Annotated in this window: 22 protein-coding genes, 1 tRNA gene and 3 pseudogenes; 7 read left to right on the forward strand and 19 right to left on the reverse strand. The window is 66.1% G+C overall.

Features of this window, described 5'->3' with window-relative positions:
• Nucleotides 1-16: 16 nt before the first annotated feature.
• The 8 genes and pseudogenes from ACMGDH_RS02065 to ACMGDH_RS02100 form a co-directional block, all read right to left on the reverse strand.
• Nucleotides 17-116: pseudogene (locus ACMGDH_RS02065) on the reverse strand (hypothetical protein); the annotation flags it as partial.
• Between the two features lie 315 nt (nucleotides 117-431).
• Nucleotides 432-2,357, reverse strand: a pseudogene (locus ACMGDH_RS02070) (YadA family autotransporter adhesin); the annotation flags it as partial.
• 172 nt (nucleotides 2,358-2,529) lie between these two features.
• Nucleotides 2,530-3,120 carry a hypothetical protein gene (locus tag ACMGDH_RS02075; protein WP_436826260.1) on the reverse strand — a complete coding sequence of 197 codons (591 nt, stop codon included), beginning with the start codon at nucleotides 3,118-3,120 and terminating at the stop codon, nucleotides 2,530-2,532.
• A 533-nt stretch (nucleotides 3,121-3,653) separates the two neighbouring features.
• Nucleotides 3,654-4,511 carry a helix-turn-helix domain-containing protein gene (locus tag ACMGDH_RS02080; RefSeq protein ID WP_436826261.1) on the reverse strand — a complete coding sequence of 286 codons (858 nt, stop codon included), beginning with the start codon at nucleotides 4,509-4,511 and terminating at the stop codon, nucleotides 3,654-3,656.
• A gap of 111 nt (nucleotides 4,512-4,622) precedes the next feature.
• A complete protein-coding gene (locus ACMGDH_RS02085) occupies nucleotides 4,623-6,758 on the reverse strand; it encodes a xanthine dehydrogenase family protein molybdopterin-binding subunit (protein ID WP_436826262.1) in 2,136 nt (711 codons plus the stop codon).
• On the reverse strand, nucleotides 6,755-7,684 hold the full coding sequence (locus ACMGDH_RS02090; RefSeq protein WP_436826263.1) for an FAD binding domain-containing protein: 930 nt from the start codon (nucleotides 7,682-7,684) through the stop codon (nucleotides 6,755-6,757). Before ACMGDH_RS02090 ends, ACMGDH_RS02085 begins: the two co-directional genes overlap by 4 nt.
• Entirely contained in the window at nucleotides 7,681-8,292 is a 612-nt protein-coding gene (locus ACMGDH_RS02095) for a 2Fe-2S iron-sulfur cluster-binding protein (protein WP_436826264.1), read from the reverse strand. The genes ACMGDH_RS02090 and ACMGDH_RS02095 overlap by 4 nt, the downstream gene beginning before the upstream one ends.
• Nucleotides 8,293-8,452: 160 nt before the next feature.
• Entirely contained in the window at nucleotides 8,453-9,637 is a 1,185-nt protein-coding gene (locus tag ACMGDH_RS02100; RefSeq protein ID WP_436826265.1) for a serine hydrolase domain-containing protein, read from the reverse strand.
• A gap of 254 nt (nucleotides 9,638-9,891) precedes the next feature.
• Between ACMGDH_RS02100 and ACMGDH_RS02105 the strand changes: the two are divergent.
• Nucleotides 9,892-10,236 (forward strand): annotated as a pseudogene (locus ACMGDH_RS02105) (RNA polymerase sigma factor); the annotation flags it as partial.
• An 81-nt stretch (nucleotides 10,237-10,317) separates the two neighbouring features.
• On the opposite strand, the gene ACMGDH_RS02110 reads toward ACMGDH_RS02105, so the two are convergent.
• Nucleotides 10,318-10,408, reverse strand: a tRNA-Ser gene (locus tag ACMGDH_RS02110).
• Between the two features lie 77 nt (nucleotides 10,409-10,485).
• Here ACMGDH_RS02110 and ACMGDH_RS02115 point away from each other — a divergent pair.
• Entirely contained in the window at nucleotides 10,486-11,358 is an 873-nt protein-coding gene (locus ACMGDH_RS02115; RefSeq protein ID WP_436827203.1) for a peptidylprolyl isomerase, read from the forward strand.
• A gap of 3 nt (nucleotides 11,359-11,361) precedes the next feature.
• On the opposite strand, the gene ACMGDH_RS02120 is transcribed toward ACMGDH_RS02115, so the two are convergent.
• Genes ACMGDH_RS02120 through ACMGDH_RS02135 form a run of 4 tightly spaced genes read right to left on the reverse strand, consistent with a single transcriptional unit; the run spans nucleotide 11,362 to nucleotide 14,847 of the window.
• On the reverse strand, nucleotides 11,362-11,952 hold the full coding sequence (locus tag ACMGDH_RS02120) for an ABC-type transport auxiliary lipoprotein family protein (RefSeq protein ID WP_436826266.1): 591 nt from the start codon (nucleotides 11,950-11,952) through the stop codon (nucleotides 11,362-11,364).
• A gap of 8 nt (nucleotides 11,953-11,960) precedes the next feature.
• Complete coding sequence (locus ACMGDH_RS02125) at nucleotides 11,961-12,926, reverse strand: MlaD family protein (protein WP_436826267.1); 966 nt, start codon at nucleotides 12,924-12,926, stop codon at nucleotides 11,961-11,963.
• An 8-nt stretch (nucleotides 12,927-12,934) separates the two neighbouring features.
• Nucleotides 12,935-13,738, reverse strand: a complete 804-nt coding sequence (locus ACMGDH_RS02130) for an ABC transporter ATP-binding protein (RefSeq protein ID WP_436826268.1) — start codon at nucleotides 13,736-13,738, stop codon at nucleotides 12,935-12,937.
• The gene (locus ACMGDH_RS02135; RefSeq protein WP_436826269.1) at nucleotides 13,738-14,847 is read right to left on the reverse strand and encodes an ABC transporter permease; all 1,110 of its coding nucleotides are present in this window, start codon (nucleotides 14,845-14,847) and stop codon (nucleotides 13,738-13,740) included. The genes ACMGDH_RS02130 and ACMGDH_RS02135 overlap by 1 nt, the downstream gene beginning before the upstream one ends.
• A gap of 61 nt (nucleotides 14,848-14,908) precedes the next feature.
• Here ACMGDH_RS02135 and ACMGDH_RS02140 point away from each other — a divergent pair, with 61 nt between their 5' ends.
• Nucleotides 14,909-15,580: an HAD family hydrolase gene (locus ACMGDH_RS02140; RefSeq protein ID WP_436826270.1), complete on the forward strand. Its 672-nt coding sequence runs from the start codon at nucleotides 14,909-14,911 to the stop codon at nucleotides 15,578-15,580.
• Nucleotides 15,581-15,592: 12 nt separating this feature from the next.
• On the opposite strand, the gene ACMGDH_RS02145 is transcribed toward ACMGDH_RS02140, so the two are convergent.
• The 3 genes from ACMGDH_RS02145 to ACMGDH_RS02155 form a co-directional block, all read right to left on the reverse strand.
• Nucleotides 15,593-16,798 (reverse strand): DUF445 domain-containing protein, encoded by a 1,206-nt coding sequence (locus ACMGDH_RS02145; protein WP_436826271.1) that lies wholly within the window; start codon nucleotides 16,796-16,798, stop codon nucleotides 15,593-15,595.
• Nucleotides 16,799-16,886: 88 nt separating this feature from the next.
• The gene (locus ACMGDH_RS02150; protein WP_436826272.1) at nucleotides 16,887-20,042 is read right to left on the reverse strand and encodes an efflux RND transporter permease subunit; all 3,156 of its coding nucleotides are present in this window, start codon (nucleotides 20,040-20,042) and stop codon (nucleotides 16,887-16,889) included.
• An 11-nt stretch (nucleotides 20,043-20,053) separates the two neighbouring features.
• Complete coding sequence (locus tag ACMGDH_RS02155) at nucleotides 20,054-21,241, reverse strand: efflux RND transporter periplasmic adaptor subunit (RefSeq protein ID WP_436826273.1); 1,188 nt, start codon at nucleotides 21,239-21,241, stop codon at nucleotides 20,054-20,056.
• Between the two features lie 249 nt (nucleotides 21,242-21,490).
• On the opposite strand from ACMGDH_RS02155, the gene ACMGDH_RS02160 reads away from it, so the two are divergent.
• Together ACMGDH_RS02160 and ACMGDH_RS02165 are read left to right on the forward strand one after the other, a co-directional pair.
• On the forward strand, nucleotides 21,491-21,724 hold the full coding sequence (locus ACMGDH_RS02160) for a GlsB/YeaQ/YmgE family stress response membrane protein (protein ID WP_436826274.1): 234 nt from the start codon (nucleotides 21,491-21,493) through the stop codon (nucleotides 21,722-21,724).
• Between the two features lie 80 nt (nucleotides 21,725-21,804).
• A complete protein-coding gene (locus ACMGDH_RS02165) occupies nucleotides 21,805-22,527 on the forward strand; it encodes an SIMPL domain-containing protein (RefSeq protein ID WP_436826275.1) in 723 nt (240 codons plus the stop codon).
• 78 nt (nucleotides 22,528-22,605) lie between these two features.
• On the opposite strand, the gene ACMGDH_RS02170 is transcribed toward ACMGDH_RS02165, so the two are convergent.
• From ACMGDH_RS02170 to ACMGDH_RS02180, 3 genes are all read right to left on the reverse strand, one after another.
• Nucleotides 22,606-22,860 (reverse strand): GlsB/YeaQ/YmgE family stress response membrane protein, encoded by a 255-nt coding sequence (locus ACMGDH_RS02170; protein ID WP_436826276.1) that lies wholly within the window; start codon nucleotides 22,858-22,860, stop codon nucleotides 22,606-22,608.
• A 190-nt stretch (nucleotides 22,861-23,050) separates the two neighbouring features.
• Nucleotides 23,051-23,350: a CtrA inhibitor SciP gene (gene sciP, locus ACMGDH_RS02175; protein WP_436826277.1), complete on the reverse strand. Its 300-nt coding sequence runs from the start codon at nucleotides 23,348-23,350 to the stop codon at nucleotides 23,051-23,053.
• A gap of 99 nt (nucleotides 23,351-23,449) precedes the next feature.
• Nucleotides 23,450-23,677 (reverse strand): hypothetical protein, encoded by a 228-nt coding sequence (locus ACMGDH_RS02180; RefSeq protein WP_436826278.1) that lies wholly within the window; start codon nucleotides 23,675-23,677, stop codon nucleotides 23,450-23,452.
• A gap of 157 nt (nucleotides 23,678-23,834) precedes the next feature.
• Between ACMGDH_RS02180 and mnmA the strand changes: the two genes are divergently transcribed.
• The gene (mnmA, locus tag ACMGDH_RS02185; protein WP_436826279.1) at nucleotides 23,835-24,944 is read left to right on the forward strand and encodes a tRNA 2-thiouridine(34) synthase MnmA; all 1,110 of its coding nucleotides are present in this window, start codon (nucleotides 23,835-23,837) and stop codon (nucleotides 24,942-24,944) included.
• Between the two features lie 708 nt (nucleotides 24,945-25,652).
• Complete coding sequence (locus ACMGDH_RS02190) at nucleotides 25,653-25,916, forward strand: hypothetical protein (protein WP_436826280.1); 264 nt, start codon at nucleotides 25,653-25,655, stop codon at nucleotides 25,914-25,916.
• Nucleotides 25,917-26,032: the final 116 nt, after the last annotated feature.

Genomic DNA, 26,032 nt, shown 5'->3' on the forward strand with positions numbered 1-26,032 from the left:
GCTGATTGCAGCGCCTGGTTAGTGGCCCAGAGCTGCGATCCGTTGATCGCATCGGTCGAATCGCTTGCGATCCGGCCCGCGGCGACATTGGTGATCGTGCGCTGATTGGTGGCGCTGCCGACGCTGACGGTGCTGGTCGGCGCAGCGCCAGCGAAATTATAGGTCGTGCCGCCGATTACCGTGCTTGCTGTAGGGATCGCCGCCGCGGTGACCGAACCCGAGCCGAGCGCCACGTCACCCGCATTGTTGGCGACCGCCGTGTCGCCGAATGCCACCGCGCCCGCCGCCAGCGCGCGGCTGGTGCTGCCGATCGCGACCGAGCCCTGGCCGATCACCTGATTCTGATAGCCGATGCCGACGGCGCCCTGCGCCGCGGTGCCGGGCGTGCTCACCGCCTGCCCGCCGCCGCCGACCATATTGGTGTTGCCCATCGCGACCGATCCGTTGCCGGTGGCGGTATTGTCCATGCCCTGCGCGATCGCGCCGTCGCCGGTTGCGGTGCTGGGATCGCCGATCGCCACCGCACCGTTGCCGTTGGCGACGTTGCCGGCGCCGATCGCCACCGCCTTGCCGCCCGTGGCCGTCGTGTTCGTGCCGATGGCGACTGAGTCCGCGGAATTGGCGACTGCATTCGTGCCGGCAGCGATCGCATTCTGGGCGCTCGCGTTCGCGGTGTCGCCCATGGCCAGCGCGCTCGCTCCGCTCGCCAATGCGCTAACCCCCAGCGCGGTCGAGCGTGCGAGCGTCGCACGGGCGCCGTTGCCGATCCCAACGGCGCCATCGGCCGTACCCCGGGCACCCGACCCAATTGCGATCGAGCCAATTGCGCTCGACACAGCCTCATTGCCCAAAGCCAGTGCAAAGTTGCCCGAAGCGTCTGCGTTGGGACCGAGCGTTGACGAGCTTATGCCCGACGCACGGGAATTTACCCCGATCGCAACCGCGAACTCGGCCGATGCCACGCTCTGGCGCCCGATCGCGGTGGCGTCGGCCACGTTTGCCGTCACATCCGTGCCGATGGCGATAGCGCTCTGAGCGAGAGCACCCGTTCCGGCGCCGGTGCGTCCACCCAGATAAATGGCGTTCACTCCGGTGGCGGTTGCTCCAAAGCCAATGGCAGCGCCGTTGGTCTGGGTGGCCAGGGCATTGTGGCCGATCGATGTCGTGCCGTTGGCGGCAACGCCGATGCCGGCATTGGTACCGATCGCGACGTTGTCGCTGCCCGAGACCAGGCTACCTGCGGAGGCCTGCAGAGTACCGTCATAAGTGACGGTGCCGTCGCCAACTCCAAGGGCGAGGTTGCGTGTTCCCGATACGCCTGAGCCGGCGCCCCTCATGACGCTGGCGATGCCGCCGCCCATCGCGATATTCTGCGCGCCGGTTACTAGCGCCCCGCTGGCAACGCCCACCGAAACCGAACCGGAATTGGCGACGGTCGAACCGGCGCCGGCGCCCTGTCCGACTGCAACCGTGCTGTTGCCGATGGCCAAGGCCTGCGCCCCGAGCGCCAGCGCGCTGTTCCCTGACGCCAGGGCCGCACGCCCGACAGAGGTGGCCGCCTCACCCGTCGCTTGGCTCGCGCTGCCAACCGCGACAGAATTGACGGCGGTTGCCTGGCTGATCACTCCCAACGCTGTCGAGTTGCCGCCGGTTGCGTTACTGCCCGCTCCCACCGCGGTCGCGTTGCCGCCGCTTGCTTGGCTGGTCGAACCAACCGCGGTACCAAAGCCGTTGGCAGTGGATGCGGCACCTATGGCAGTCGCGTTGGTGCCGTTTGCGGTGGTGTTGACACCAAAGGCCGATGCTCCATCCACAAGGGCGCGGGCGTTTCCACCCACAGCGAGCGCGTTGACGCCGGTCGCGTTCGCGAAGACGCCTATGCCTATTGCGTTGAGGCCATTGACACCCATCGCATAACCGATGGCGATCGAAGCATTGCCCGTTGCGGTAGCAGCGGTGCCGATCGCCACGCCGTTGTCGCCATTCACATTGGCGTTATTGCCCATCGCGGTTGAGGCAGAACCGGTAGCGTCGCTGGCACAACCGATAGCAACGCTTTGATTCCCAGCAGAGGGATTGGTGCAGTTGGCGGTGTTGGTGGAAACACCATTGCCGATAACTGTCTGCCCGAATGCCGCTTGCGGGGCCATGATCCCCGCGGCAAGCACCGCGCCGGCCATCCCGCCGCCGAGCGAACCGAGCCCCAGCCGGTCGCGCTTCAGCCCCAGCACGCGATGCGCGCGGCGCAGCACGGCCATCAGCCGCCGCCGCTGCGTCCAGCTCGCTCCTTCCGCGCCAATGCCCCAGTTTGCGGCAAAGCGGTTGCGGCCAACGTTCTGCGATTCAGATCCGGTCATGCCAATTTCCCTGTTAAGCTGGCCACGGCACTTCGCCGAAGGCCTGGTACGAACAGACACAGCTCTCCCGTCGCCTCGGCACACGGGAACGCCTTCACGATTCAGCTATTCGAATTCAGTCTGGTGGAGGGGGGCCGTGCGACGCTTTCAGCGCAGTGCGACCCGCCCGGCGTCACCCGCCGGCACCCCGCGCGACGGTGACCACCACGCAGCTATTGCCGCTGGAGACCAGCATCGCTTGGCCCTGGTTGCCGCCGAGAATGTAGAGCGGCACGCCGGACAGGTTGCCCGCCGGAGTGCTGCCCGCCGGCAACTGGCCGACGACGTCCTTGCAGGCGCGCTGGAACGGAGCGACGCGCACCAGCTGCCCTTCACACTTTTCACCGACCGGCGCTGCCAGCACCACGCCGGCAGCCTGGGCGGTGTAACCTGGCGCATTATATGTCATGCCGACCACGCCCTGCACGCCATGCCCATCGGCGGCCGCGCCGCCGCTCTGCGCCACAACGGTGTAGACGGCGCCATTGGAGACGGTCTCGCCCAGTGCTGCGAAAAGGTTCGCGCACCGGCGCACGCCCAGCTTGCTGGCCTGGTCCTGGAATACGCTTGCGGCGGGCGCCTTCGCAGCCGCCTGCTGCGACTGGGCGGTTACCTGTCCGCTGCCGGCAATAATTGCGACAAGTGCGGCGGGTACCAATCGTGAAAAGCGGTGACGGCCAGTCGATTCGGCTTTGTCTTTAGAGTGCTCAGAACGTCTGATCATGCGTTCATCCCCCTAGTTGCCGTTTAAACATGGCCGCACATAGGAAGACGCTGGCCCACCAACGCTCCCGCATGAAGTTCCTGCAGCAATGCCCTATTCGGGAAGTGAATAATATCGAAAGCATTACTTATTTCAACGATGAATCTTACTCCTTTGACATATTTATAAATAACAAGAATTAACTATAGTTACTGATTGTTAAATATTGTAAGCTTATAATTACGACATATTACATTGTGATTACATGAATGTATTGCCATAGTTCGTGTGCAATTTCGTATACTATCCATATAACTATAATTATAGGATTTATTAATCCAATATTTAAAGATGAGTTGAAAGTTGGTATCGGTAACAGACAAATTGCCATATTGTAGCGTGCTGTATTGCTACTAAGGTAAGTTATAATATCGTTATGCTGATGATGTGCGGCCGAGGGCAGTTGCCCTTACGGGCTTCGTGCCGGCGACAGCCGTTCAGGCAAGCCAATCGAAGCCGCTCGCCCGCTACGCGCCCGGCGCGGGACGAGCGGCCTAGAATCGCGGACGGCGGCTTCGCAGGCTACCCGGCGTCACGCCGAAATGACGGCGGAAGGCAGTGATCAAATGCCTCTTGGACGAGAAACCGTGATCGGCTGCGATCGCTTCCAGGGGTGCTTCGCTTGCCAGCAGGGTGCTGCGCGCATGCCGCAGCCGCCGCTCCAGCACGAAGGCGGCCGGAGTTCGGCCCACCGCGCCGCGGAACGCACGGATGAACGCGCTCGGTCCCAGGCCGGCGAGGGCGGCGAGCTCGTTCAGGCGCGGCGGGGCGGCCGGATCGCTGTCGATGCGTTCGATGACGCGCCGGAGCGCCGACGGGTGCATCCACCCGTCATCCCGGCGCCGGTCCGCGCCCGCCATCCTCAGCCCGACGTGGCGGGCAAGGGTGAGGGCCAGCGTATCGGCCGAAACGCTGTCTCTGCCGGCGGGCGATCCGGCCAGCGCCTGCACGACCGCAGTCGTCTTCGCGTCCGGGACGTTGAAAAAGCCGCGCATCCGCTCGGGATCGATCCGCTGCTCGCAGCTCGCTTCGACCAGCGACAGATCGAGCTCGACCTCGGCCGCGATCACTTCGCCGTCCTCCAGCGCACCGTACCGCTCCCAGCCCGGGGGCGCGAAGGACACCAGACCCGGCCTGCTGGCGAGAACGACCGGGGCACGGTTCCCGAACCGCCCGGTGAAGCGCCGCATCGATCCGGAGAGCGTCACGTGCAGCAGACAGCTCCCGACCATGTGGCGGTATATTGCGCGATCGACGATGTGTTTGCGCGATGCCCGCAACGAATAGCCGTCGCCGGCGAGCTCGCTCACGCGCTCGATGCCGTCCCCTTCGCCGAGCGCAATGGATCGCATGGAGTCTCCTCGTCCGCCTATTTGTTGACGCGGGGCCGAGGTTACAATGCGGAGAGGGCTGCCGCGTGACAACCGCCGCTGTTTCGCGGATCGGGTGCCGACGCACGCCCGTCAGGCACGGCGCCACCCTGCGCGGATCTTGTCGAGCGTGATCGGCATGTCGCGCACGCGCACCCCGCACGCATTGTAGATCGCGTTCGCAACCGCCGCCCCTGAGCCGCAAGCGCCGACTTCACCCACGCCTTTGACACCCAAAGGATTGTGCCCCGGCTCGACTCCGTCGAGCATGATCGCGTCGATCTCCTCTACGTCGGCATGAACGGGTATGTGGTATCCGGCCAGATCGCGGTTGACCGGTAGCCCGTAGCGATGATCGATCACCGTCTCCTCGTGGAGCGCGATCGACAAGCCCCAGGTCATCCCCCCGATCAGCTGGCTCCGCGCCGTCTTGGCATTCAGGACGCGCCCGACGTCGAAGACGCCCAGCATGCGCCGGACGCGGACTTCGCCGGTGACCGCATCGACCGCGGCCTCGACAAAGATCGCGCCATAGCTCGCGCTGGCGAGCTGCTGCAGTGCTTCCCCGGGCACCATCGCACCCTCTGCCGCCACATCTTCACCGCCGAGCTTTCGCACGGCGGCGGCGATCTCCCCCGGCTCGAGCATCGCGCGCAGCTTGCGGCACGCATCGAGCACGGCCGAGCCGCCGCTCGCGGCACCCCAGGACCCGCCGGAGCCGGGCGAGGGCGGCAGCGCGGAGTCGGCGAGCTCGACCGTCACTTGCGACAGCGGCACGCCAAGCGCTTCCGCGGCCACCTGCGCATAGATGGTGTAGCTGCCGGTGCCGAGGTCGGTCATCGACGTCTGGATCGTCACGCGTCCGCTGGAGTGTGCGATGGCGCGCGCGGCGCAGGGACGCAGGTAATTGGGGCGAAACGCGGCGGCCATGCCGATGCCGATCCACCAGTCCCCTTCGCGCCGGGTGCGCGGCAGCCGGCGGGCGTCCCAGCCGAAGCGGCGCGCGCCCTCGCGATAGCATTCGACCAACCGGCGGGTACCGAAGGGCTTTCCATTCTCGGGATGTCGATCGGGCTCATTGCGGATGCGGAGCTCGATCGGATCGATGCCCAGCTTTTCCGCGATCTCGTCGACCGCGCATTCATAGCCCGTCAGGCCCGGCGCCTCGCCGGGCGCGCGCATCGTATCCGGGGCAGGGATGTCGAGCGCCACGGCGCGGTGCGTGGTGCGCCGATTGGGGGCCGCATAGATGCTGCGGACGGGATCGGCGGTCTGTTCGACGAACTGCTGGAAAGTCGCGGTGTCGTTGACCACGTCCATTCCCGTCGCGGTAAAGACCCCCTCCGCAGTCGTCGCGAAGCGGATGCGCTGGCGGCTGTGCGGGCGGTGCGCGGCCATGCTGAAGCCCTGCTGGCGCAGCATGGCGACCTTGACCGGCCGCCCCAGCAGGCGCGCGGCATGCGCGGCCAGGATCGCGTCGGCCTCCGCGACCAGCTTGCCGCCGAACCCGCCGCCGACGAACTTGCTGACGACCCGCACCTGATCCTTGGCGAGCCCCAGCGTGACCGCGACCGAATCGCGCATAACCGATGCCGTCTGGGTGGACGTGTAGAGCGTCAGCTTGTCGTCTCGCCACACTGCCAGCGTCGCCCAGGGCTCCATTGGGTTATGGTTCTGCCGCGGCGTGGAATAGTGCAGGTCCAGACTCGCGGCGCCCGATCGGATCGCAGCGTCCAGGTCGCCGATCAGGCTGTCGGAAGGCTGGCCATTGTTGATCCGCTTGGGATCATAGGCGCGGTCGAGCTCGGCATCGATGTCGGTACGCGGCGGAAGCGCATCGTAGCGGGCGCTGAACGCCAGAGCCGCATCCCGCGCCTGCTCGAAACTGTCCGCGACGACCAATGCGATCGGTTCGCCCCAATAACGCACCGCATCACTGTCGAGGAACGGGCGGGGCCGCGCGAAGCGGTTCTCACCCTGCCCGGGCGGCGCTGCGTTGGACACGAATGCCGCCTGCTCCGGCATTTCGCGATGCGTCAGCACCAGCCGGACGCCCGGCATCGCGCGCACTGCGTCGGCGTTCGTCGCAAGGATGCGGCCTCGCGCGATCGTCGCACCGACGAGCACTCCGACCAGCGCTTCGCCCGCGCCGGCGAATTCGTGCGCATAGCGGGCGGTGCCGGAAACCTTCGCCGGCCCGTCCAGCCGGTCGATGCCCTTTCCGATCATGCCGGCACCTCCAGGCTGCGGGCGAGCAAGTCGCGGACCAACTCGAGCTTATATGCATTGCCCGGAAAGGTGCGCGCCGGCCGCAGCTCCGCCGCGATCGCTTCCATCGGCTCGGCGGCTGCCGCACGGGCGCGCTCGAACCTGGCAGCGCGCCAGGGCATGGGCGCCACGCCTCCCAGCGCGACCGCCGAACCAGCCTGCGCGATCGAGACCAGCGCAAAGGCGTAGGAGGCGCGATCGCGGACCTTGCGGTAGCGCTGGGGACCGGTAGGTGGCGGCGGCAACGTGACATGCGTGATCAGTTCGCCGCTGCGCAACGCCGTCTCGCAAGCAGGATCGCGCGTATCGTACAATTCGGGGAGCGTCAGCGAACGGCCCGAGCCGTCGGCGTTTACCGTTTCGATGCGCGCGCCGAGAGCTGCCAGCGCGACTGCCATGTCGGACGGATGCGTGGCGATACAGGCTTCGCTTGCACCGAGAATGGCATGGAGGCGGCTGTACCCGCCAAGCGCGGCGCAGCCGGACCCGGGCCGCCGTTTGTTGCAGGGCGTGGTGCCGTCGTAGAAATAGGGGCAGCGCGGCCGCTGGAGCAGGTTGCCGCCGGTCGTCGCCCGATTGCGGATCTGGCCGCTCGCGCCCGCAAGAAGCGCCTGCGCGAGCACGGGGTAGCGCCGGCGCACCTGCATGTCGGCAGCAAGATCGGCGTTGCGCACCAGTGCGCCGATGCGCAGGCCACCGCCATCGCGTTCGATCCTGTCGAGACCGATCCGGCTGATATCGACGACATGCGCGGGTGTCTCGACCTGAAGCTTCATCAGATCGAGCAGATTGGTGCCGCCTGCGACGAAGCGTGCATCGGGAAGCGCCGCCGCGAGCCGCGCCGCCTCCGCCGGATCGGCGGCGCGGTGGTAGGTAAACAGCTTCACGCGGCTTCTCCCGCCTCACGGATCGCCGCGACGATGTTCGGATAGGCGGCGCAGCGGCAAAGATTTCCGCTCATTCGTTCCCGAATCTCCGCATCGGTGAGCGAAGGGCGTTCCGACACCTCATCGGCAGCATGACTTGACCAGCCATCGTGTACCTCGCCCAGCATTCCGAGCGCCGACATGATCTGGCCGGGCGTGCAGTAACCGCACTGGAAGCCGTCGTGCTTCACGAAGGCGCGCTGGATCGGGTGCAGATGCTCGGGTGTGCCGAGCCCCTCGATCGTGGTGATCGTGTCGCCTTCGTGCATCGCCGCCAGACTGAGGCAGCTCAGCATCCTCCTGCCGTTGACCAGCACCGTGCAGGCGCCGCACTGGCCGTGATCGCAGCCCTTCTTGGTGCCGGTGAGGCGTAAATGCTCGCGCAGTGCGTCCAGCAGGGTTGTTCGAGGATCGAGCGCCACAGACTGTGGCTTGCCGTTCACCTCGAACGTCACCGCGGTGGCATCTCCGCCCGCCACCACGCCAGCCTCGGACGCTGAGGCGGCTACCATGCTGGTAACCGGGAGCGCGCCTCCGGCGACGATGATTTCACGCCTTGTGGCTCTCATGCATCCTCCGTGTGCCGTTCACGGGTACTTAACGATCCGGATGCGCGATTGGAGGAGGAGCGGACGACCGAGGCGCGATTACGCGGATTTCTTGAACCCCAGCCCCAACGGAAGGCGAGCGGTCCTGGGACGACCCGGAGCCGCGCGAAGCCCAGTCCAATCAGGATTGATGGAGCAGACGATCCAGGGAGGCAGGGGCGATGAGCTGCTTCATGACCGGCCATCCTCCCTGGCCGTTCGTCATGACGACGAGCGCGGATTTGTGCGCGATCGAGGCGGCGGCGAAGTTGTGGAAGCCAGGACTGTCGCCGCCATGGGCGATGACCGGGTCGCCTCCGACGTCGAACAATTGCCAGCCGAGCCCCCAGGCGCTGCCAAGAGGCCAGGCCATGCCACGCTCCTCCTCCGGGACGCGGATCGCCGGCCGGACCATTTCGTCGAGGCTCTTGCGGCTCAGGCGAAATGGATCGTCGGAGCGCGGGTTCATGAGCTCGATCAGAAATCTTGCATAATCCGCAGGGGAGGTGAGCAACCCTCCCGACGATCCCCATCGCGCCGCCTCGATCGCCGTCCAGCGATGGCCCGGCATGGCCTTTCCGTCGGCGTCGTGCGGCAGCGCCGATCGGGCTCCGAGGCTCGGGTCCCATATATAGTCGCTGGACGTCATCCCGAACGGGATGAGGAGACGAGCCTTCATGACGTCGGCGAAGTCGGTCGCGCATATCTTGACGTCCCAGGTCACGCATCTGTTCGGATCGGTGCGCCCGATCAAACGGGTCACGACCGACTGGAGATAGCTATAGGCCTCACCCGAGTAGAGCCATCGCTCGCCCGGATCGAAATGGATGCTGAGCGGATCGGTCTCCGACCGCCAGTTCTGCAGACCGCTGGTATGCGATAGCACATGACGCGCGGTGATGCGGTCGAGACGCGGGTCCCCGGCCAGGATCCGATCGGGCGTGTATCTTGTCAGGGGCGTGTCGAGATCGAGGACTCCCGCTTCGCACAGCTTGAGGACCAGATAAGCGAAGACGGGTTTGCTCAGCGATTGCGCCTCGAACACCGTCGCACAGTCGACAGGCCGGCTGGAGGCGACGTCCGCTACCCCGAAGCCCCGGCACCACGCCAGCTTCGAATCGCGTACGATTGCGATCGCGAGGCCCGGCAAGCTGGCCTGTTTCATCAGCAGCGGAATGCGCTCTTCGAGTTCGGGCACCAGATGGGCCTCGCGTTCCTCGAGCGGTCTGCCGGATGCACGGCCGGTTCCGGCATCCGCCACGCCAGGGCATAGTGCCGCGCCCAGAATGGCCTGCCCGCTCGCCACGAGAAAATCCCTGCGCCGCATCTTGCAAGTCACTCCCGCACCCCCGCAATGAGTGGAAGGCCGGAATAGCAGCTTTGCCCCTTGCTGTCTGTGATCTGCCGTTCCGCTTCCGGCCGGCGCAATCACGGTGAACCTTTTCATTAGGCCCCGACTACAGAGGGGAATGGTGGGGCCAAACGATGCGACGAACAGCCGAAAGCGAAGAAGCCCGGATCGATGACGAGTTGCTCGTGATCCGCTGCCAATTGGGCGAGCGCCGCGCATTCGACGAGTTGATGGGGCGGTGGGCCGCGCCGGTCGCCGGCTATGCCTGGCGCGTGTCGGAGGAAGGCGACGCGGCCGCGGAGCTGACCCAGGATATCTGGCTGCGCGTCTTTCGCGGAGTCGGTCGCCTCCACGACCCACGCCGCTTTCGCTCCTGGTTGTTCGGCATCGCACATCGCGCCTTCGCCGACACGCTGCGCCGCCGGTACCGGGCGTTCTTGCCTCTCGACGACAACGCCAGCCAACTCGCCGAGGACGAGGTGCAGGAAGATCACCGCGACCTTGAGAGCATGCAGCTCGGATTGGCCAGACTTCCACCCGTCGAACGCGAGATACTGACGCTGTTCTATCTGCAGGAACTGACGATCGAGGAAACTGCCGACGCGCTCTCGATACCCGCTGGCGTGTGTCGGCGTTCTCAAGAAGTTAGAAGTAGATGGCGGAGCGGGAGGGATTCGAACCCTCGATACGGTTTTGCCGTATACTCACTTTCCAGGCGAGCGCCTTCGACCACTCGGCCACCGCTCCGCATGTCCCGGAAGGGGCGTGCCCTACCGCCTGCCGGCGGGCTAGGCAAGCGTGGTGCGGCGTGCCAGTCTCAAGCCATGCTCAGCACTCGCCTCGCGCTCTGCGCGCTCGCCGCCACCTTTTCCATCTCTGCTATCGCCCAGACCGCACCTTCGCCTGCGGAGGCGATCGATTCGGACTGGAAGCCGATCCCCGATGACGAGATTTTGGTGATGACGCTCGCGGGTGGACGGCAAGTGACGATCCGGCTCGCGCCCCGCTACACCCCCGCGCACGTCGCCAATATCCGCAAGCTCGCCGAGGCGCATTGGTGGGACGGCACCAGCGTTTACCGGGTGCAGGACAATTATGTGACGCAATGGGGCGACGCGACCGAGCAGAAGCCGCTTCCGCCGCAGGTGATCGTCAATCCGCCCGCCGAATATGAGTGGAGCCGCTACGACGGCGTCACGCGTTTCGCGCGACCCGACACCTATGCGGCGACGATTGGTCACAGCGCCGACGGCTGGCCGCTGGCGAGCGACGGCAAGGCCGCCTGGCTCACCCATTGCTATGGCATGGTCGGCGTCGCGCGCGATCTGGCGCCGAGCACGGGCAGTGGTGCCGAGCTCTACACGGTCATCGGCCATGCGCCGCGGCATCTCGACCGCAACATCGCCCTCGTCGGCCGCATTGTAGATGGGATGCAGTGGCTCTCGAGCCTGCCGCGCGGCACCGGCAACCTGGGCATCTACGAGAATGCAGCTGAGCGCACGCCGATCCTCTCCGTGCGGCTCGCAAGCCAGCTCCCAGAGGACGAGCGGCCCCGCTTCCAGTATCGCGCGACCGACAACGAACGTTTCGCAGCCTGGATCATGGGCCGCGAGAACCGCACCCCGCCCTTCTTCACCGTGCCGGCGGGCGGCGCGGACATCTGCAACGCGCTGCCGCCGGTGCGGCGTACGCCCTGAGCCTCAGCGGCCGACCCAGTCGGCGACTTCGGCCGCGACCTGGTTGGCAGCCTGGTTGAGCGCGGCGCCGACCGGCGCGGCCTCGATCTCGGTCACGGGCACGCGCGCCTCGAAGCGGCGCTTCTCGACCACTGTCTCGGGCCCGCGCACCAGCGCCGCATCATAGGTCACCACCGCTTCGCTCGTGTCGGCATCGACGCCGAACGCGCGCAGATCGCCCATCAGATAGGCGCCTGGATCGAGCATCGACTGGCGCGAGCTGAGCACGAGCCGTCCGGTCCGGGACGTCACTGTATCAGCCAGAAGTCGCGCCAGCAGCTGCGAGGGCCGCTCGACCCATTGCGCGTCCTTCACATAAGCGATCGCCGTGCCGCCCGATCGCACCGGGATACGCGACGAGGCGAGTTCCTGCGGCACCGAGGGAACCGAAATCGTGATCGTCGCCGCGACATTCGAGCGCTGCGATTCGCCGACAGGGATCGATGCCGCGGGCTCCAGTGTCAGCAGCGCCTTCGGGGGCTTCGCCCCGAAGGAGATGCAGCCGGAAAGCGCGACCGCGAGCAGCGGGGCGCAGAGGAGAGCGAGCTTGTTCATCTGGGCCCTCATTTCTTCGGTTCGTAGTCGGGCAGCTTGGGCGAGCCGATCAGACTCGACGCGCCGCCCTGGTCGATCTTCTCGGCGATCGAGGCGAGCGAAGTCGACATGACCCTGAGGTCCTGCACCAACTGACCGATCTCGGGGATCGTCTTCTTCGACAGCGCCTGAATGCCCGGGCGGGCATCGCCGATCGTCTTGTCCAGCGTCTCCATGCTGCCCTGCGCCGACTGGATCGTTTTGTTGAGGTTGGCGATCATCGGGCGGATGTCGCTCGAGATCACCCCTTCGGTGGAATCGGCGAGCTCGCCGATCTGCTGGGTTGCCTCGCCGAATTTCTGGATCGCGATGCGCGTCTCGGCGAGAGTCGCGGCGATCTCGGGCCCGCGGTCGGCGAGCGCATCGGTGAGGCGATTGGTGTTGGCGAGAATGCCCGCGATCGAATTCTGGTTGCGGTCACCCAGGAGCTCCGTGAGACGCTCGGTGAGCGTGGTGAGCCGCTCGAGCAACTGCGGCGCCGAGCTGAGCAGCGCACCGAGCCCGCCAGCCTTGGTGGGGATCACGGGAACGCCGAGGGGGCACGCCGAGCGGGGGTTCTCCCGGGGACATTCGATCGGCGGTGCATCCTTCATCGCGCCGTCGAGCTGCACCGTGCTGGGGCCGGTAAAACTCCCCTGAATCGAGGCGGTAGTGCCTTCGAGTATGGGCACGTTCGGATGCACGCTGATGCGAACGCGCACCAGGCTGGGATCGGGCTGCCAGAAGGCGATCTCCTTCACCTGCCCTGACGGCACGCCGGAGAAAGTCACTGCCGAACCGGCGCTAAGGCCGTCGACTGCCTGGCGGAAGAAGATGTCGTACTCGCGCTCGTTGCCGCCACCCAGCCGCGCGAGCCAGACGATGAACAGCGCTAGAACGCCGAGCAGGATCAGCACCACGGCGCCGACGAGAACATGGTTCGAACGCGTTTCCATTCAGTCCCTCATGTGCTCGCAGGCGCCCGTTCGGCGCTGGCGACCGCAGCGCGTCCGCGCGGTCCATTGAAATACTCCTGAATCCACGGGTGATCCAACGCGAGCAGCTCGTCGATGGTGCCGACGGCTATGACGCGCTTGTCGGCAAGCACCGCGACGCGATCACAGATCGCATAGAGCGTGTCGAGATCGTGGGTGATCAGAAACACGGTGAGGCCCAGCGTCTTCTGGAGCGACGCGGTGAGCTCGTCGAACGCCGCCGCGCCGATCGGGTCGAGCCCGGCGGTAGGCTCGTCGAGGAACAGCAGCTCGGGATCGAGCGCGAGTGCGCGCGCCAGCCCGGCGCGCTTCTTCATGCCGCCGGAGAGCTCGGCCGGATATTTGGGGCCGGCGTCGGGCGGCAGCCCGGTCATTACGATCTTGTAGGCGGCGATCTCCTGGAGCAGGACCTGATCGACGCCGGGGTAGAATTCCTTGATCGGGACCTGGACGTTCTCGGACACGGTGAGCGTCGAGAAGAGTGCGCCGCCCTGGAACAGCACGCCCCAGCGCTTGCGGATGTTCACCGCCTCCGTCTCTTCGCGCCCGATCGTGTTCTCGCCGAACACGTGGATCTCGCCCGTGAGCGGCGGCTGCAGCCCGATGATCGAACGCATCAGCACCGATTTGCCCGTGCCCGATCCGCCGACCACGCCCAATATCTCGCCGCGTCGCACGTCGAGGTCGAGCCCCTCGTGCACGATATGCTCGCCGAAGCCGTTGCGAAGGCCGCGGACAGAGATCACGATGTCCTCGCGCTCGCCCCGCACCATCAGATCCAGCCCACTTCGCTGAAGAATACCGCGAAGAAGGCGTCGAGCACGATGACGAGGAAGATCGCCTGCACCACCGCGATCGTCGTGCGGTTGCCCACCTGCTCGGCATCGGCTTCGACCTGCATGCCCTGGAAGCAGCCGGCAATCGCGATGATCGCGCCGAATACCGGCGCCTTGACTAGCCCCACCCACAGATCGGTGAGCGGCACCACTTCGCGGATGCGCTGGATGAAGGTGACTGGAGGGATACCGAGGCTCACCCAGCAGAGCAGACCGCCGCCGATGATCGCGACTAGCGAGGCATAGAAGCCGAGCAGCGGCATCATCAGCACCACCGCCAACGTGCGGGGCACCACCAGCGCCTCCATCGGCGAAACGCCGATCGTGCGCATCGCGTCGATCTCTTCGGTAAGCTTCATCGTACCGATCTGCGCGGCGAAGGCCGATCCTGAGCGGCCCGCGACCATGATCGCAGTCATCAGCACGCCGAGTTCGCGCAAGGTGATGCGGCCGACGAGGTTGATCGTATAGACCTCTGCGCCGAACTGCCGGAGCTGCACCGCGCCCTGCTGGGCGATGACTACGCCGATCAGGAAGCTCATCAGTCCGATGATGGCGAGGGCCGTCACGCCGACGACCTCGAAGCGGTACACCGTCGCATTGAAGCGGAAGCGGCTGGGATGCTTGGCCACGTTCCAGAAGGCGATCAGCGTTGCACCCAGGAAGCCGAGCAGACCATAGAGCGTCTTGCCGGCCTGGATCACCGCCTCGCCCACCTCGCCCAGCATCCGCGTGAACGGATCGGCGGGCTTGGGCGGCAACTCGATCGGGTGCTCGGCGGCAGCGACCTGGTCGAGCAGGTGCTGCTCGTCGGGGTGGAGGCCCTCCACTTTGGAATCGTGATCGCGCGCGAAGCGGTGGACCAGCCAGGCACCGACGGTGTCGATCCGCTCGACTTCGCTGAGATCGAGCCGCGCGACCGGTCCCTCGATCGCGTTCAGCCGCTCCGGCAGATCGCGCAGGCAGGCGAGCGACAGATTGCCGGTGAAACGCAACGTGGCGCCATCGCCTGCATCCACTCGCTCGAAATCGGCACTGCCCCTCATACCGGGCACCTTTCTGCGATTTGGAGTGGATCGGCAAGCCGCCGCGCGCCTAGATGTCCCAATGCGACACCTCGCGATCTACGACATGGACAAGACGATCACTGCCACGCCGACATGGACGCGCTTCCTGCTCCATGCCGCGCGCACCCGCGCGCCGTGGCGACTGGTGCTTCTGCCGGCGGTAGGCGCGGTGGCACTCGCCTATCTGGCAAAATGGATCGACCGTGGCCGGCTCAAGCAGATTGCGCAGCGGCTGATGCTGGGCCGCGCGCTTGCGCCTGCCGAAATCGAGCGCGTGGCCGAGAGCTTCGCCGAAGCCGAAGCTGAGCGGGGCGTACTTCATGGCGCTCGGGAACGGATCGAGGCGGATCGCGCCACGGGCTGCACGCTGGTGATGGCCACTGCATCGCACGGCTATTACGCCGGCGCGATCGCCCGGCGGCTGGGGTTCGATCATGTGGTCGCCACGCAGGCGAAGCGGGATGCGCGGGGCCATTTTCTCTCCCTGATCGAAGGAGACAACTGTTACGGCCCCGCAAAGCTCCGCATGATCGAGCGGTGGATGAAGGACCAGGCGATCGAGCGGGGACAAGCCCATGTTCGCGCCTATTCGGATCATGTCTCGGACGCGCCGCTGCTCGAATGGGCGGACGAGGGGTTTGCTGTGAATGCGCATGGCCCGTTGAAGACGATGGCGAAGGCGCGCGGCTGGCCCGAGCTCGACTGGCACTGAAGCCCGGTCAGATCAAAGCAACACGTCGACCGCGTGGATCGTGGCGCCGACGAGCCCGCCGACCAGCGTGCCGTTGATGCGGATATATTGAAGGTCTCGGCCCACGGCGTTTTCCAGCCGGCCGGTGACGGTGCGTGCATCCCAGCTTCGGATCGTATCGGAGACGAGCCGCACGATCCCGTCCCCATAGTCGGCCGCGGCGCCCACGGCCGTGCGCCGCGCGAAGCGGTTGATCGTCTCGGCGAGTCGCGGGTCGGTCTGGAGCGTGTGCCCCAGCTGCCGCAGCGCCTCGCCCAGCGGGCCATTCAGGGCCCTGTCCGGGTTGCGCGCGATACGAAGCAGCGCGGCGCGGCCCGATTCCCAGATGCCCATCCACCAGTTGGCGAGGGCGGGATTATCGAGCAGGTCGTTCTTCAGCTTCTCGACCTTGGCCTGCATCCCCGGATCGTGCTGAAGATCGTGCGCGAGACGCGCCAGCCCTTCCTCTGCCTTTTCGCGAAGCGGATGCGCGGGATCGTCAGCCATTTCGGTGATCAGCTTGTGCAGGCCGTCGATGATCTTGTTCGCAAGCGTCTCGTCGAGGCCGGTCCAGCGCAGCACCTTGCCTGCGCGCGCATGGACCATCTCGCGGACCAGCGGCTCGTTGGCCTCAAGTATCCTTGCTGCCCAGCGGATCGTGCCGTCGAGCAGCGGGCGGTGGCGATCCTCGGCGATCGCGGCAGCGAGAGCCCGCCCGGCGAGCGGCGCCGCGGCAAGCGCGCGCAGCCGATCGGCAAGCGCGCGCTTGGCCATGCCACCCAGACGCTCCTGATCGAGCGCCTCGAGCATGTCCGCCGCCAATCGCCCGATCCCCGCGCGCAACCGGCCGCGGCCGGCGCCCGGATCGGCGAGCCAACGCCCCGCCGCCCTTGCCACGTCGAGCCGCTGCATCCGCCGCGCGACGACGCTGGGGATGAGGAAATTGTCGCGCAGGAAAGCAGCGAGCGTATCCGCGATGCGATCCTTGTTGCGGGGAATGATCGCAGTGTGGGGGATCGGCAAGTGGAGCGGGTGGCGGAAGAGCGCAGTTACCGCGAACCAGTCGGCCAGGCCGCCCACCATCGCGGCTTCGGAAAAGGCGCGGATAAATCCGATCGCAGGATGGAGATGGTCATAGGCGCGGGCGACCAGGAACACGCCTGCCATCAGCACGAGCAGCCCGGTCGCGACGAAGCGCATGCGCCGGAGCCCAGGGGGAACGGCCTCTGAGGGGCGGGGAGCGCGCGCTAGGGTCACGCGCTCCCCAATACCTCAAACGCCGGCAAGTTCACTCCGCCGGTTGCGGCGAATCGTCCCCCGGCTTGTGCTCGATCGCTCCGCCGCCGTGCGTCGGGCCGATCACGCGGCTGCCGTCGTCGCCCGGACGATAGGTGAGCAGGCGGCGCGACAGCTTCGGCCCGAGCCAGTGTTCGAGGCCCACTGCGAGGCTGAAGATCGCCGGCACGATCACCAACGTGAGCACGGTCGAGAGGATCAGCCCGCCGATCACGACGATGCCCATCGGCGAGCGCCACGAGCTGTCACCCGAGAGCGAGAGCGCGGTGGGCACCATGCCCGCCACCATCGCGACCGTGGTCATCACGATCGGCTGAGCGCGCTTGTGCCCGGCGTCGACGATCGCAGTGAACTTGTCGACGCCCTTTTCCATCTCCTCGAGCGCGAAGTCGATCAGCAGGATCGAGTTCTTCGCGACGATGCCGAACAGCATCAGGATGCCGATGAACACCGGCAGCGAGAGCGGGTTCCCCGTCGCCATCAGCGCAAGCAGCCCGCCGAGCGGCGCCAGCAGCAGCGAGCCCATGTTCACCAGCGGCGACATGAAGCGGCGGTAGAGCAGCACCAGCACCGCGAAGACCAGGAAGATGCCCGAGGCGAGCGCGATGAAGAAGTTGTTCATCATCTCCGCTTGCCACTTGGCCTGTCCGACGGTCATCTGGCCGACGCCCTGCGGCAGGTTCTTCATGATTGGCAGCTGGTTGATCTTCTGCATCACCGCGTTGTTGACGTAGGGCTTGCCCGTCACCGGATCCATCGCGAGGTCCGCGCCCACTACGATGCGCCGCTGCAGGTTGAGCCGCTCGATACGAGTAGGACCCGCGCCGAAGCCGATGTCGGCGACGACCGAGAGCGGAACCGATCCGCCGTTCTGCGTCTGCACCGGCATGTTCTGGATCGTCGACAGCCGCGCGCGCGCATCCTCGTTGATCGCCACCCGGATCGGGATCTGGCGATCGGAAAGCGAGAACTTCGCGCTGTTCTGGTCGATCTCGCCCAGTGTGGCGATGCGGATGGCACTCGACAGCGCCGCCGTGGTCACGCCCAGGTTCGCCGCCAGATCGAGCCGCGGCTTGATTACGATTTCCGGTCGCAGAAGATCGCCCGCGATGCGCGGTGCGACGACTTCCTTCATCCCCGCCATCTGCTGGACCAGCGTATTGGCAGTTTCGGTGAGCACCGCGGGATCCTCGCCGCCCAGGGTGACGGTGAGATCGCGCCCGCTGGAGCCCCAGCCGAACTGCGAGCGGAAGTTCACGCGGGCATCGGGAATCGCGAGCAGCTGCGGCGCAACGCGCTTCTCGAACTCGGTGCTCTTCTCGTCGCGATCTTCCTTGAGCTGGGCGGTCACACGCCCGTTGCCGACGAAGCTGCGCTCGTAGATGTCGGTGACCAGCGGCTCGTTGCGCAGGATCGCAGCGACCTGCCGAACCACGCGATCCGTGTCCTCCAGCCGAGTGCCAGGCACCATCTCGATCGTGGCTGTGACGCTTTCCTGATCCTGCGCGGGCTGGAAGGTCATCGGCAGCATCATGAAGCAGGCGATGGTGGCGCCGAACGAGAGCATGAAGCCGAGCACCGCCGACCAGCGGTGTCGCAACGTCCAGCGCAGCAGCGCGACATAGGCATCCATGATCCGCCCCTCGCCGTGCGAAGCATGGCCCTTGGCCTTCAGGAAATAGGCGGCAATCATCGGCGTGAGCAGGCGCGCCACGGCAAGGCTCATCAGCACCGCCGCGACCACCGTCAGCCCGAAGTTCTTGAAGAACTGGCCCGAGATGCCGGGCATCAGGCCCACCGGCAGGAACACCGCGACGATCGACATGGTAGTGGCGAGCACCGCGACGCCGATCTCGTCGGCGGCATCGATCGACGCCTGATACGCCGATTTGCCCATGCGCATGTGTCGGACGATATTCTCGATCTCCACGATCGCGTCGTCGACCAGCACGCCCGCGACGAGGCTCAGCGCGAGCAGTGTCATCTGGTTGAGCGTGAAGCCCAGCATGTCCATGAACCAGAAGCTGGGAATTGCCGAGAGCGGGATTGCCAGCGCCGATATCGCCGTCGCACGCCAGTCGCGCAGGAAGATGAACACGACGACGACGGCGAGCGCCGCGCCCTCGACCATCGCTTCTATCGCGGTGTGATACTGCTGCTCGGCGTATTTCGAATTGTTGTTGAGCAGCTCGAACTGGACCTTGGGGTTGCGCTTCTCGAGCGCTTCGAGCGCCTTTTCGGCGTCCTTGAAGACCTCGAGGTCTGACGCGCCCTTGGCGCGCTTGATGTCGAACGAGATGACCTGATGGCCGTTGAACTTCGCCAGGCTGCGCTGCTCGGCATAGGCGTCCTTGACGTTCGCGATATCCGCAAGCCGGACCGTGCGCCCGTCCCCGGTTGAGATCTGGGTCTGGCTGAGCGAATAGGCGCTGTCGGCATTGCCGATCACACGCACCGATTGCTCGAAGCCGGAGATTTCGGCGCGGCCGCCGGCGGCATTGAGGTTCACCTGGCGCAGCTGCGCGTTGACCTGGCTGGCGGTGAGCCCCACCGACTGAAGCCTGGCAGGATCGAGGATGACGCGGATCTCGCGGTCCACGCCGCCGTTGCGCTCGACGGCCGACATGCCGCTGATCGCCAGCAGCTCCTTCGATACCGTGTTGTCGACGTACCAGCTGAGCTCCTCCACCGTCATGTCGGTGGCGACCGCGGTGAAGCTCGCGACTTCGTTGTCGCTCGACGTATCGACGCGGCCGATCTGTGGCTCCAGAATACCCTCGGGGAGGTCGCCGCGGATCTGCTGGATCGCGCTGCGCACGTCCTCGACCGCGCGATCGATCGGCATGCCGATGTCGAGCTGCACGACCGTGGTGCTCTGGCCTTCGGACACGTTCGAGTTGATCTCGTCGATGCCCTGGAGGCTGCGAACCGCCGATTCGACCTTCTGGGTGATCTGGTTCTCGAGCTCGCTCGGCGCGGCGCCGGGCTGGCTGATCGAAATCCACACGATCGGGAAATCGATGTCCGGATCGTTGTTCACGTCCATCTTCATGAAGCTCACCAGTCCGGCGACGGTGAGGAACAGGAAGAGGACGATCGGCGGGACCGGATTGCGGATCGCCCAGGCCGAGATGTTCCGGAAGCTCATGGCAGGCGCCTTTACTTCTGCTTCTGAAGGTTCGGGATGACCTTCTGCCCGGGGTTGAGGAATGCGCCGGCAGTGAGAACCACGCGTTCGGTGCCGTTCAGTCCCTGAGTGATCGTCACGCCCGCTTCGGTCACGTCGCCGGTGGTCACCGGCGTGCGGACCGCCTCGTTCTTCGCATTGAGCGTATAGACGTAATTGCCATTCGCGTCACTCTGAACTGCGGACTGGGGCAGGGTCACCGCCGTGCCCGTGCCGGCGACGATACGTGCACTGGCGAACCCGCCGGGGCGGAGCGCGGGATCATAGGTGAGCGCGATACGGGCGATGCCCTGGCGCGTCTGCGGGTCGATCACCGGCGACACCTGCCACACTTCGCCCGTGAAGGTTCGGGTGGTGCCGGTGGGCGTCACCTGGGCCTGGGCTCCAGGGCGCAGGCGCTGCAGATCGGATTCGGCGAGCTGGGCACGAAGCTCCATCTGCCCGCCCATGGCCATGCGGAAGAGCACGCCCGAGCCGCCGCTGACGATCTGGCCCGGCTCGACCTGGCGCGTCAGCACCAGCCCGGCCTCCGGCGCGCGGATATCGAGCCGGTGGTTGCGCGCCTGAGTCTCGGCGAGCTGCGCACGGGCCACGCGGACGCGGGCGACCGCCTGGTCACGCGTGGCGGTCCGGCGATCGATGTCGGCCTTCGAGATGAACCCGCCGGCAACGAGGCGCTGGGCGCGCTCGAGCTCGGCCTGGGCGAGGCGCGCATCGGCCTCCGCGACGCGGATCTGCGCGGCGAGCGATTCGGCGGTCTGGGCCTGGACCGAACGGTCTACCGTCGCGAGTACCTGACCCTTCGCAGCCCAGGCGCCCGGCTCGACGAGCACGCGCGTCACGAGCCCGCCCTCGCCGACGACGCCGACCGGCATCTCGCGGCGCGCGGCAAGCGTGCCGGTGCCGCTGACGATCGTCTGGACGGTCTGGCGCCCCGGCACCGCAATGGTGACGGTGGGAAGCTGCGAGCCGCCCGCGCCGGGCGCCTTGGGCGCCTCGGCGGGCTGGCCGCCACGCATCATCATGAAGATGGCGACCAAGCCCAGGACGACGAGCACCGCTCCGCCGATCCACAGCCAGCGACGGCTGCGCCGCGGCGTTTCCTCACCGGTGAACTCCAGCCGCTCCTGCCGTCCGAACATCCCTGCCTCGTAATTCATATGCGCCACACCGATCCGGCCGCCACGGCCGTTGCGTCAAAAAGGTCGTACTGTATTATCTGAATAAACCACCGGCAGCAAGCCGGTTCTGCGCCCCGCAGCGGCAATGCCGATTTCTTGTGTTTTCCGCAAGTAGATCGATCGTTTTCCGAAAGAAACGGTTGCAAATCGACGACCGGAAAGGAAGGCTCACCCGCGGGAAGCAAATACGGGAGAGAGCCTATGCCTACCGGTATCTTGGGATGGCTTGTGATCGGCCTGGTCGCGGGCGCGCTCGGCAAGTTGATCATGCCGGGGAAGGATCCCGGCGGCCTGGTCGTCACGATCCTGGTCGGCATCGCAGGCGCGCTCCTTGCGTTCTACCTGACGCCGCTGCTCGGCATCGATGTGCAAGGCAGCAGCTGGCGGGCGTATGCCGCAGCAACCGCGGGCGCAGTGGTGCTGCTGGCGCTTTACCGGCTGATCATTGCGCGACGCATCTGAACGCGACCGATACAATTCGTTCAGCGGGCGTTCGTCCCACACACGGCACTTCTCGCCGTACGATTTCCTCGGGAGGTACTATGAATCGCTTCTTCTTTTCGATGAGCGGCGCAGCGCTGGCGCTGTCTGCTCCGGCTGCCGAAGCGCAGGAGATGCGGCCCTGGCCTGCGCCCTTGGACGGCACGGTTCTGGAGGTGGTCGCCGAAGGCAGCACCAAGCGCGTACCGGACGTGGCGACGATCCAGGCCGGCGTGGTCACCCAGGCCGCAACCGCACAGGAGGCGATGCGCGACAATGGTACGCGGATGGCCCGCGTGCTCGCGGCGCTGCGCAAGGCGGGGGTCGCCGAGCGCGACATCCAGACCTCGAGCGTCTCGCTAAGCCCGCAATACCGGCACGAGCAGAACCAGCCACCGGTGATCACCGGCTATCAGGCTTCGAACCAGCTCAGTGTTCGCTTCCGCGACATCGCGCTCAGCGGGGCGATCCTCGACACCCTGGTCCGCGAAGGCGCCAACAATATTTCGGGCCCCGACCTGACGCTCGACAAGCCCGAGGCTGCGCTCGACGAGGCACGCACCGACGCTATCGCCAAGGCGCGTGCCCGTGCCAACCTCTACGCGCAGGCGGCCGGGCTCCGCGTCGACCGCATCCTCTCGATCTCCGAAGGCAGCATGATGATGCCGCCGCCCCGCCCGCTCGCCTATGCGCGCGCCGAGGCGGCGATGGATTCGGGGACCCAGATCGTCGCGGGCGAGCGCGAGATGAACATCTCGGTGACGGTGCGCTTCCTGCTCAAATAGGCGCAAATAGGCGCACGACAGAAAAAGGGGCCGCCCCACCAGGGAGCGGCCCCTTTTGCTTTCCTGCCCTGGGGAGCGCTAGCGGACCGAGCCGCGGCGAACCAGGTTGACGATCGCGAGCAGGACGATCGCGCCGACCAGCGAGACGAGGAAGGTGCTCACCGTGACCCCGCTGTCATTGATCGAGCCGCCGAACAGCAGGCCGCCGATGAAAGCGCCGACGATACCGACGACGATGTTGAGGAAGATGCCCTGCTGGGCATCCGTACGCATTACGATGCTCGCCAGCCAGCCGACGACGCCGCCGATGACGAGCCAAATGATAAGACCCATGACAAGTCCCTCCATGTTCCCACCCGGCGGGCCGGGCGACGAAGGGAAAATCCGCAACCGCTCGTATTGGTTCCGTACCAAAATTTCGATGCGCCAGTGGAACCTTCGGCCTGTTGGGCCGTGCCCCGGACAAGGAACGGCCCGCCCCCGGCGTGCAGGAGCGGGCCGCAGGAGCCCGACGGGGGATCCCTCAATATTTCTGCTGGCGTTCGTAGAGCGACCGATAATGCTGGATGCGCGTGACGCGCAGCCCGGGCATGCCCGAACGGTCGATCGCCCGCTGCCAGCCGGCGAACTCCTCGACCGTGAGGCCGTAGCGCTCGCATACTTCGTCGACCGTCAGCAATCCGCCGTTCACCGCCGCCACCACTTCGGCCTTGCGGCGGACCACCCAGCGGGTGGTGTCCCGCGGCGGCAGCGTCTCGAGCGTCAACGGCTCGCCGAGCGGGCCGATAACCTTGGCGGGACGGATCTTCTGGTTCTCAATCATGTACCAACCTCAAGCCGGGGCACCGCCCCTATTTCACTGGCAACACGCTCTACCGGTACCCTTTGAACATCGGCTAAAGTGCCACGGTAAACGCTTGCTTCACTCCTGTTTCCGGCGCGTGAGCGCCGCTGCTGCCGGGCCGTGGAATGCCCCGTCGCTCGGCGCGAGCAGCCGATCGACAGGAGCCGCGACGTCGAGCCGCGCCTGGATACAGGCGGTGGGACTCGTTGCCTGGCGAACGGCGATTCCCACCAGCAGCACCGCCAGCTCGGTCGGCATGGCGGTAACCCCCACCTGCCGGTCCAGCCTGGCGAAGCTCAAATCCACTCGTGCGCCCCTTTTTTCGACTCGTTGATCGCCCGGAGTAACGAAACAGAGTGAAGGGGCGGTAAAGATGCGGGAAAATCAGAGGCTGATTCCGGTTTCGCATCCCCGTATGCGCCCGCACTGGAACCGCGGCGCCTGTAGGCCTATGTGCGCAGCCGTGATTTCCGCAGACTTCCAGCTCGAAGGGCCGCTCCCAAAGCGGCGGATCGTCGTCGCCATGTCCGGCGGCGTCGACTCGTCTGTCGTGGCGGCGCTCGCCGCACGAACCGGCGCGGAGACGATCGGAGTCACGCTCCAGCTCTACGATCATGGCGAGGCAGTGGGCCGCGCGGGCTCGTGCTGCGCGGGCCGCGACATCCGCGATGCGCGCGCCGTGTGCGACAAGCTGGGCATCGCGCATTATGTGTTCGACCATGCGTCGAGCTTCCGGACCCGGGTGATCGACGACTTCGCCGACGAGTATCTCGCCGGCCGCACGCCCATCCCCTGCGTCAAGTGCAACATGGGACCCAAGTTCACCGACCTGTTCGCGCTCGCCCGCGACCTGGGCGCCGACTGCCTGGCGACCGGCCATTATGTGCGCCGCGTGGCGGGTGCCGCCGGCCCCGAGCTGCACCGCGCGTTCGACCCGGCCCGCGACCAGAGCTATTTCCTGTTCGCGACCACCGCCGCGCAGCTCGACTTCCTGCGCTTCCCGCTGGGCGGCATGCCCAAGCCGGCGGTGCGCGAGCTTGCCGCCGAGCTGGGCCTGGGCGTCGCCGCCAAGCCCGACAGCCAGGACATCTGCTTCGTTCCCGACCGGGACTATGCCAGTCTGGTCAAGAAGCTGCGACCCGAAGCCGAGGCAGGCGGCGACATCGTCGACGAGGCGGGACGCAAGCTGGGCGAGCACAAGGGGTTGATCCACTTCACCGTCGGCCAGCGCCGCGGACTCGAGATCGGCGGCGCACCCGAACCCTATTATGTGCTGCGCCTCGACCCCGAGTCGCGCCAAGTGGTGGTGGGCCCGAAGCGTGCGCTGGCGGTACGCGCTGCGCGGATCGAGGGGATCAACTGGCTGGGCGGCGACCATAAGGGTCCGATGACTGCCAAGGTCCGCAGCCTCGCCAAACCGGTGCCGGCGCGGCTGGACGATGATCGGGTGGTATTCGAGACACCCGAATATGGCGTCGCACCGGGGCAGGCGGCCGTGCTTTATGCGGGCGACCGCGTGCTCGGCGGCGGCTGGATCGCCGAGACCGAACGGGCGGAGCTGGCAACGGCCTAGCCCGGTCAATTGACCTGCTTGACTCGTTTGCGCGTTTTCGCGGCCGCGGCAAAGCTTGCAAGCTGTTGATTCCAAAAGATAGTGCTGAGAAGTGCTTGAACCGACGCAGCACCTACGCGGCTGCGAGGCTACACTGACGCGGCGCTAACGCGGCACCGATGCTACACGCACGCGGCGCCAAGGCCGCACCGACGCGCCACGCGGGCCAATCCGGGCTGGAAATCTATCCGGCAGTGTCAAAGAGCGGCGAGCAAGTCGCTTCGCCGAGTTAGTGCGCCATGGCCGATGTTCAAGCTTTGTTCTCTCGCCCAGTTACCTCTCCCCTTAATTGAGGAGAGGATACCGTAGCTTGCGCTTCAGCGCCTGGCGAGGGGTGGAGGGGCATCGGTCGCTGGCAAGCGGATGGAATGGTCCACCAACCCTGCTGCTGACGTCGAGCGAGGTATCGGCGAATGCCTCAGCAAACATGAGCGCACCCGGCGGAATGGGGCCCGCGGTTCCGGCGTAGACAGACTGCGAAATTCTGTCCTACGCCGTCGAGGCATATCCTCCGGCAGCAGCTGCTTTCACCCTCGACGCATCGTAGATTACCGACGTCAGCAATAGATGGTTAATTGAAGATTGAGTTTGCGCGCGACAGCGCAAGCACCCACTCTTCGAGGGCCGGACTTATCCGAGTCCTGCAAATCTCGTCTAAGGAGAATCCTGATGCTGAGGAAGAACCTGGGATCGAAGATTGTTGCAAATGCAGCCGGTCTTCTCGCCTCTACCGTAGCGCTGTCGTCAATAGCTGCTCCGGCCACGGCAAATCCGGCCTGCGTCGAATACGCGCGCGCAGTTTGTCTCCAATGGGATGCACTGGGCTACGCGGATCTCCAAGATTGCCGCCTGGCTGAATACGATATCTGTGTTGCTGGCGGCGCCGCGGCTCCGCGGGCTTTCAGCGCCGACTTTCTGAAGTTCTATTCGTAACCGCTATTCCCGGGCCTCCACGAGCGCGTGGGGGCCCGGCCTACAAAAAGAGGATCGTCCGTTGTTGAGACGGTTCAGGGCATACGGGGCGCATGCCGAGAGGCGAACAGGGACGC

Source organism: Sphingomonas radicis (assembly GCF_051400635.1).
Lineage (GTDB): Bacteria > Pseudomonadota > Alphaproteobacteria > Sphingomonadales > Sphingomonadaceae > Sphingomonas.

Coding starts and splice junctions, on each gene's coding strand:
- ACMGDH_RS02075 (WP_436826260.1), bottom strand. CDS start 3,120: ATGATCAGACGTTCTGAGCACTCTAAAGACAAAGCCGAATCGACTGGC.
- ACMGDH_RS02080 (WP_436826261.1), bottom strand. CDS start 4,511: ATGCGATCCATTGCGCTCGGCGAAGGGGACGGCATCGAGCGCGTGAGC.
- ACMGDH_RS02085 (WP_436826262.1), bottom strand. CDS start 6,758: ATGATCGGAAAGGGCATCGACCGGCTGGACGGGCCGGCGAAGGTTTCC.
- ACMGDH_RS02095 (WP_436826264.1), bottom strand. CDS start 8,292: ATGAGAGCCACAAGGCGTGAAATCATCGTCGCCGGAGGCGCGCTCCCG.
- ACMGDH_RS02100 (WP_436826265.1), bottom strand. CDS start 9,637: ATGCGGCGCAGGGATTTTCTCGTGGCGAGCGGGCAGGCCATTCTGGGC.
- ACMGDH_RS02115 (WP_436827203.1), top strand. CDS start 10,486: ATGCTCAGCACTCGCCTCGCGCTCTGCGCGCTCGCCGCCACCTTTTCC.
- ACMGDH_RS02120 (WP_436826266.1), bottom strand. CDS start 11,952: ATGAACAAGCTCGCTCTCCTCTGCGCCCCGCTGCTCGCGGTCGCGCTT.
- ACMGDH_RS02125 (WP_436826267.1), bottom strand. CDS start 12,926: ATGGAAACGCGTTCGAACCATGTTCTCGTCGGCGCCGTGGTGCTGATC.
- ACMGDH_RS02130 (WP_436826268.1), bottom strand. CDS start 13,738: ATGGTGCGGGGCGAGCGCGAGGACATCGTGATCTCTGTCCGCGGCCTT.
- ACMGDH_RS02135 (WP_436826269.1), bottom strand. CDS start 14,847: ATGAGGGGCAGTGCCGATTTCGAGCGAGTGGATGCAGGCGATGGCGCC.
- ACMGDH_RS02140 (WP_436826270.1), top strand. CDS start 14,909: ATGCGACACCTCGCGATCTACGACATGGACAAGACGATCACTGCCACG.
- ACMGDH_RS02145 (WP_436826271.1), bottom strand. CDS start 16,798: ATGCGCTTCGTCGCGACCGGGCTGCTCGTGCTGATGGCAGGCGTGTTC.
- ACMGDH_RS02150 (WP_436826272.1), bottom strand. CDS start 20,042: ATGAGCTTCCGGAACATCTCGGCCTGGGCGATCCGCAATCCGGTCCCG.
- ACMGDH_RS02155 (WP_436826273.1), bottom strand. CDS start 21,241: ATGAATTACGAGGCAGGGATGTTCGGACGGCAGGAGCGGCTGGAGTTC.
- ACMGDH_RS02165 (WP_436826275.1), top strand. CDS start 21,805: ATGAATCGCTTCTTCTTTTCGATGAGCGGCGCAGCGCTGGCGCTGTCT.
- ACMGDH_RS02170 (WP_436826276.1), bottom strand. CDS start 22,860: ATGGGTCTTATCATTTGGCTCGTCATCGGCGGCGTCGTCGGCTGGCTG.
- sciP (WP_436826277.1), bottom strand. CDS start 23,350: ATGATTGAGAACCAGAAGATCCGTCCCGCCAAGGTTATCGGCCCGCTC.
- ACMGDH_RS02190 (WP_436826280.1), top strand. CDS start 25,653: ATGCTGAGGAAGAACCTGGGATCGAAGATTGTTGCAAATGCAGCCGGT.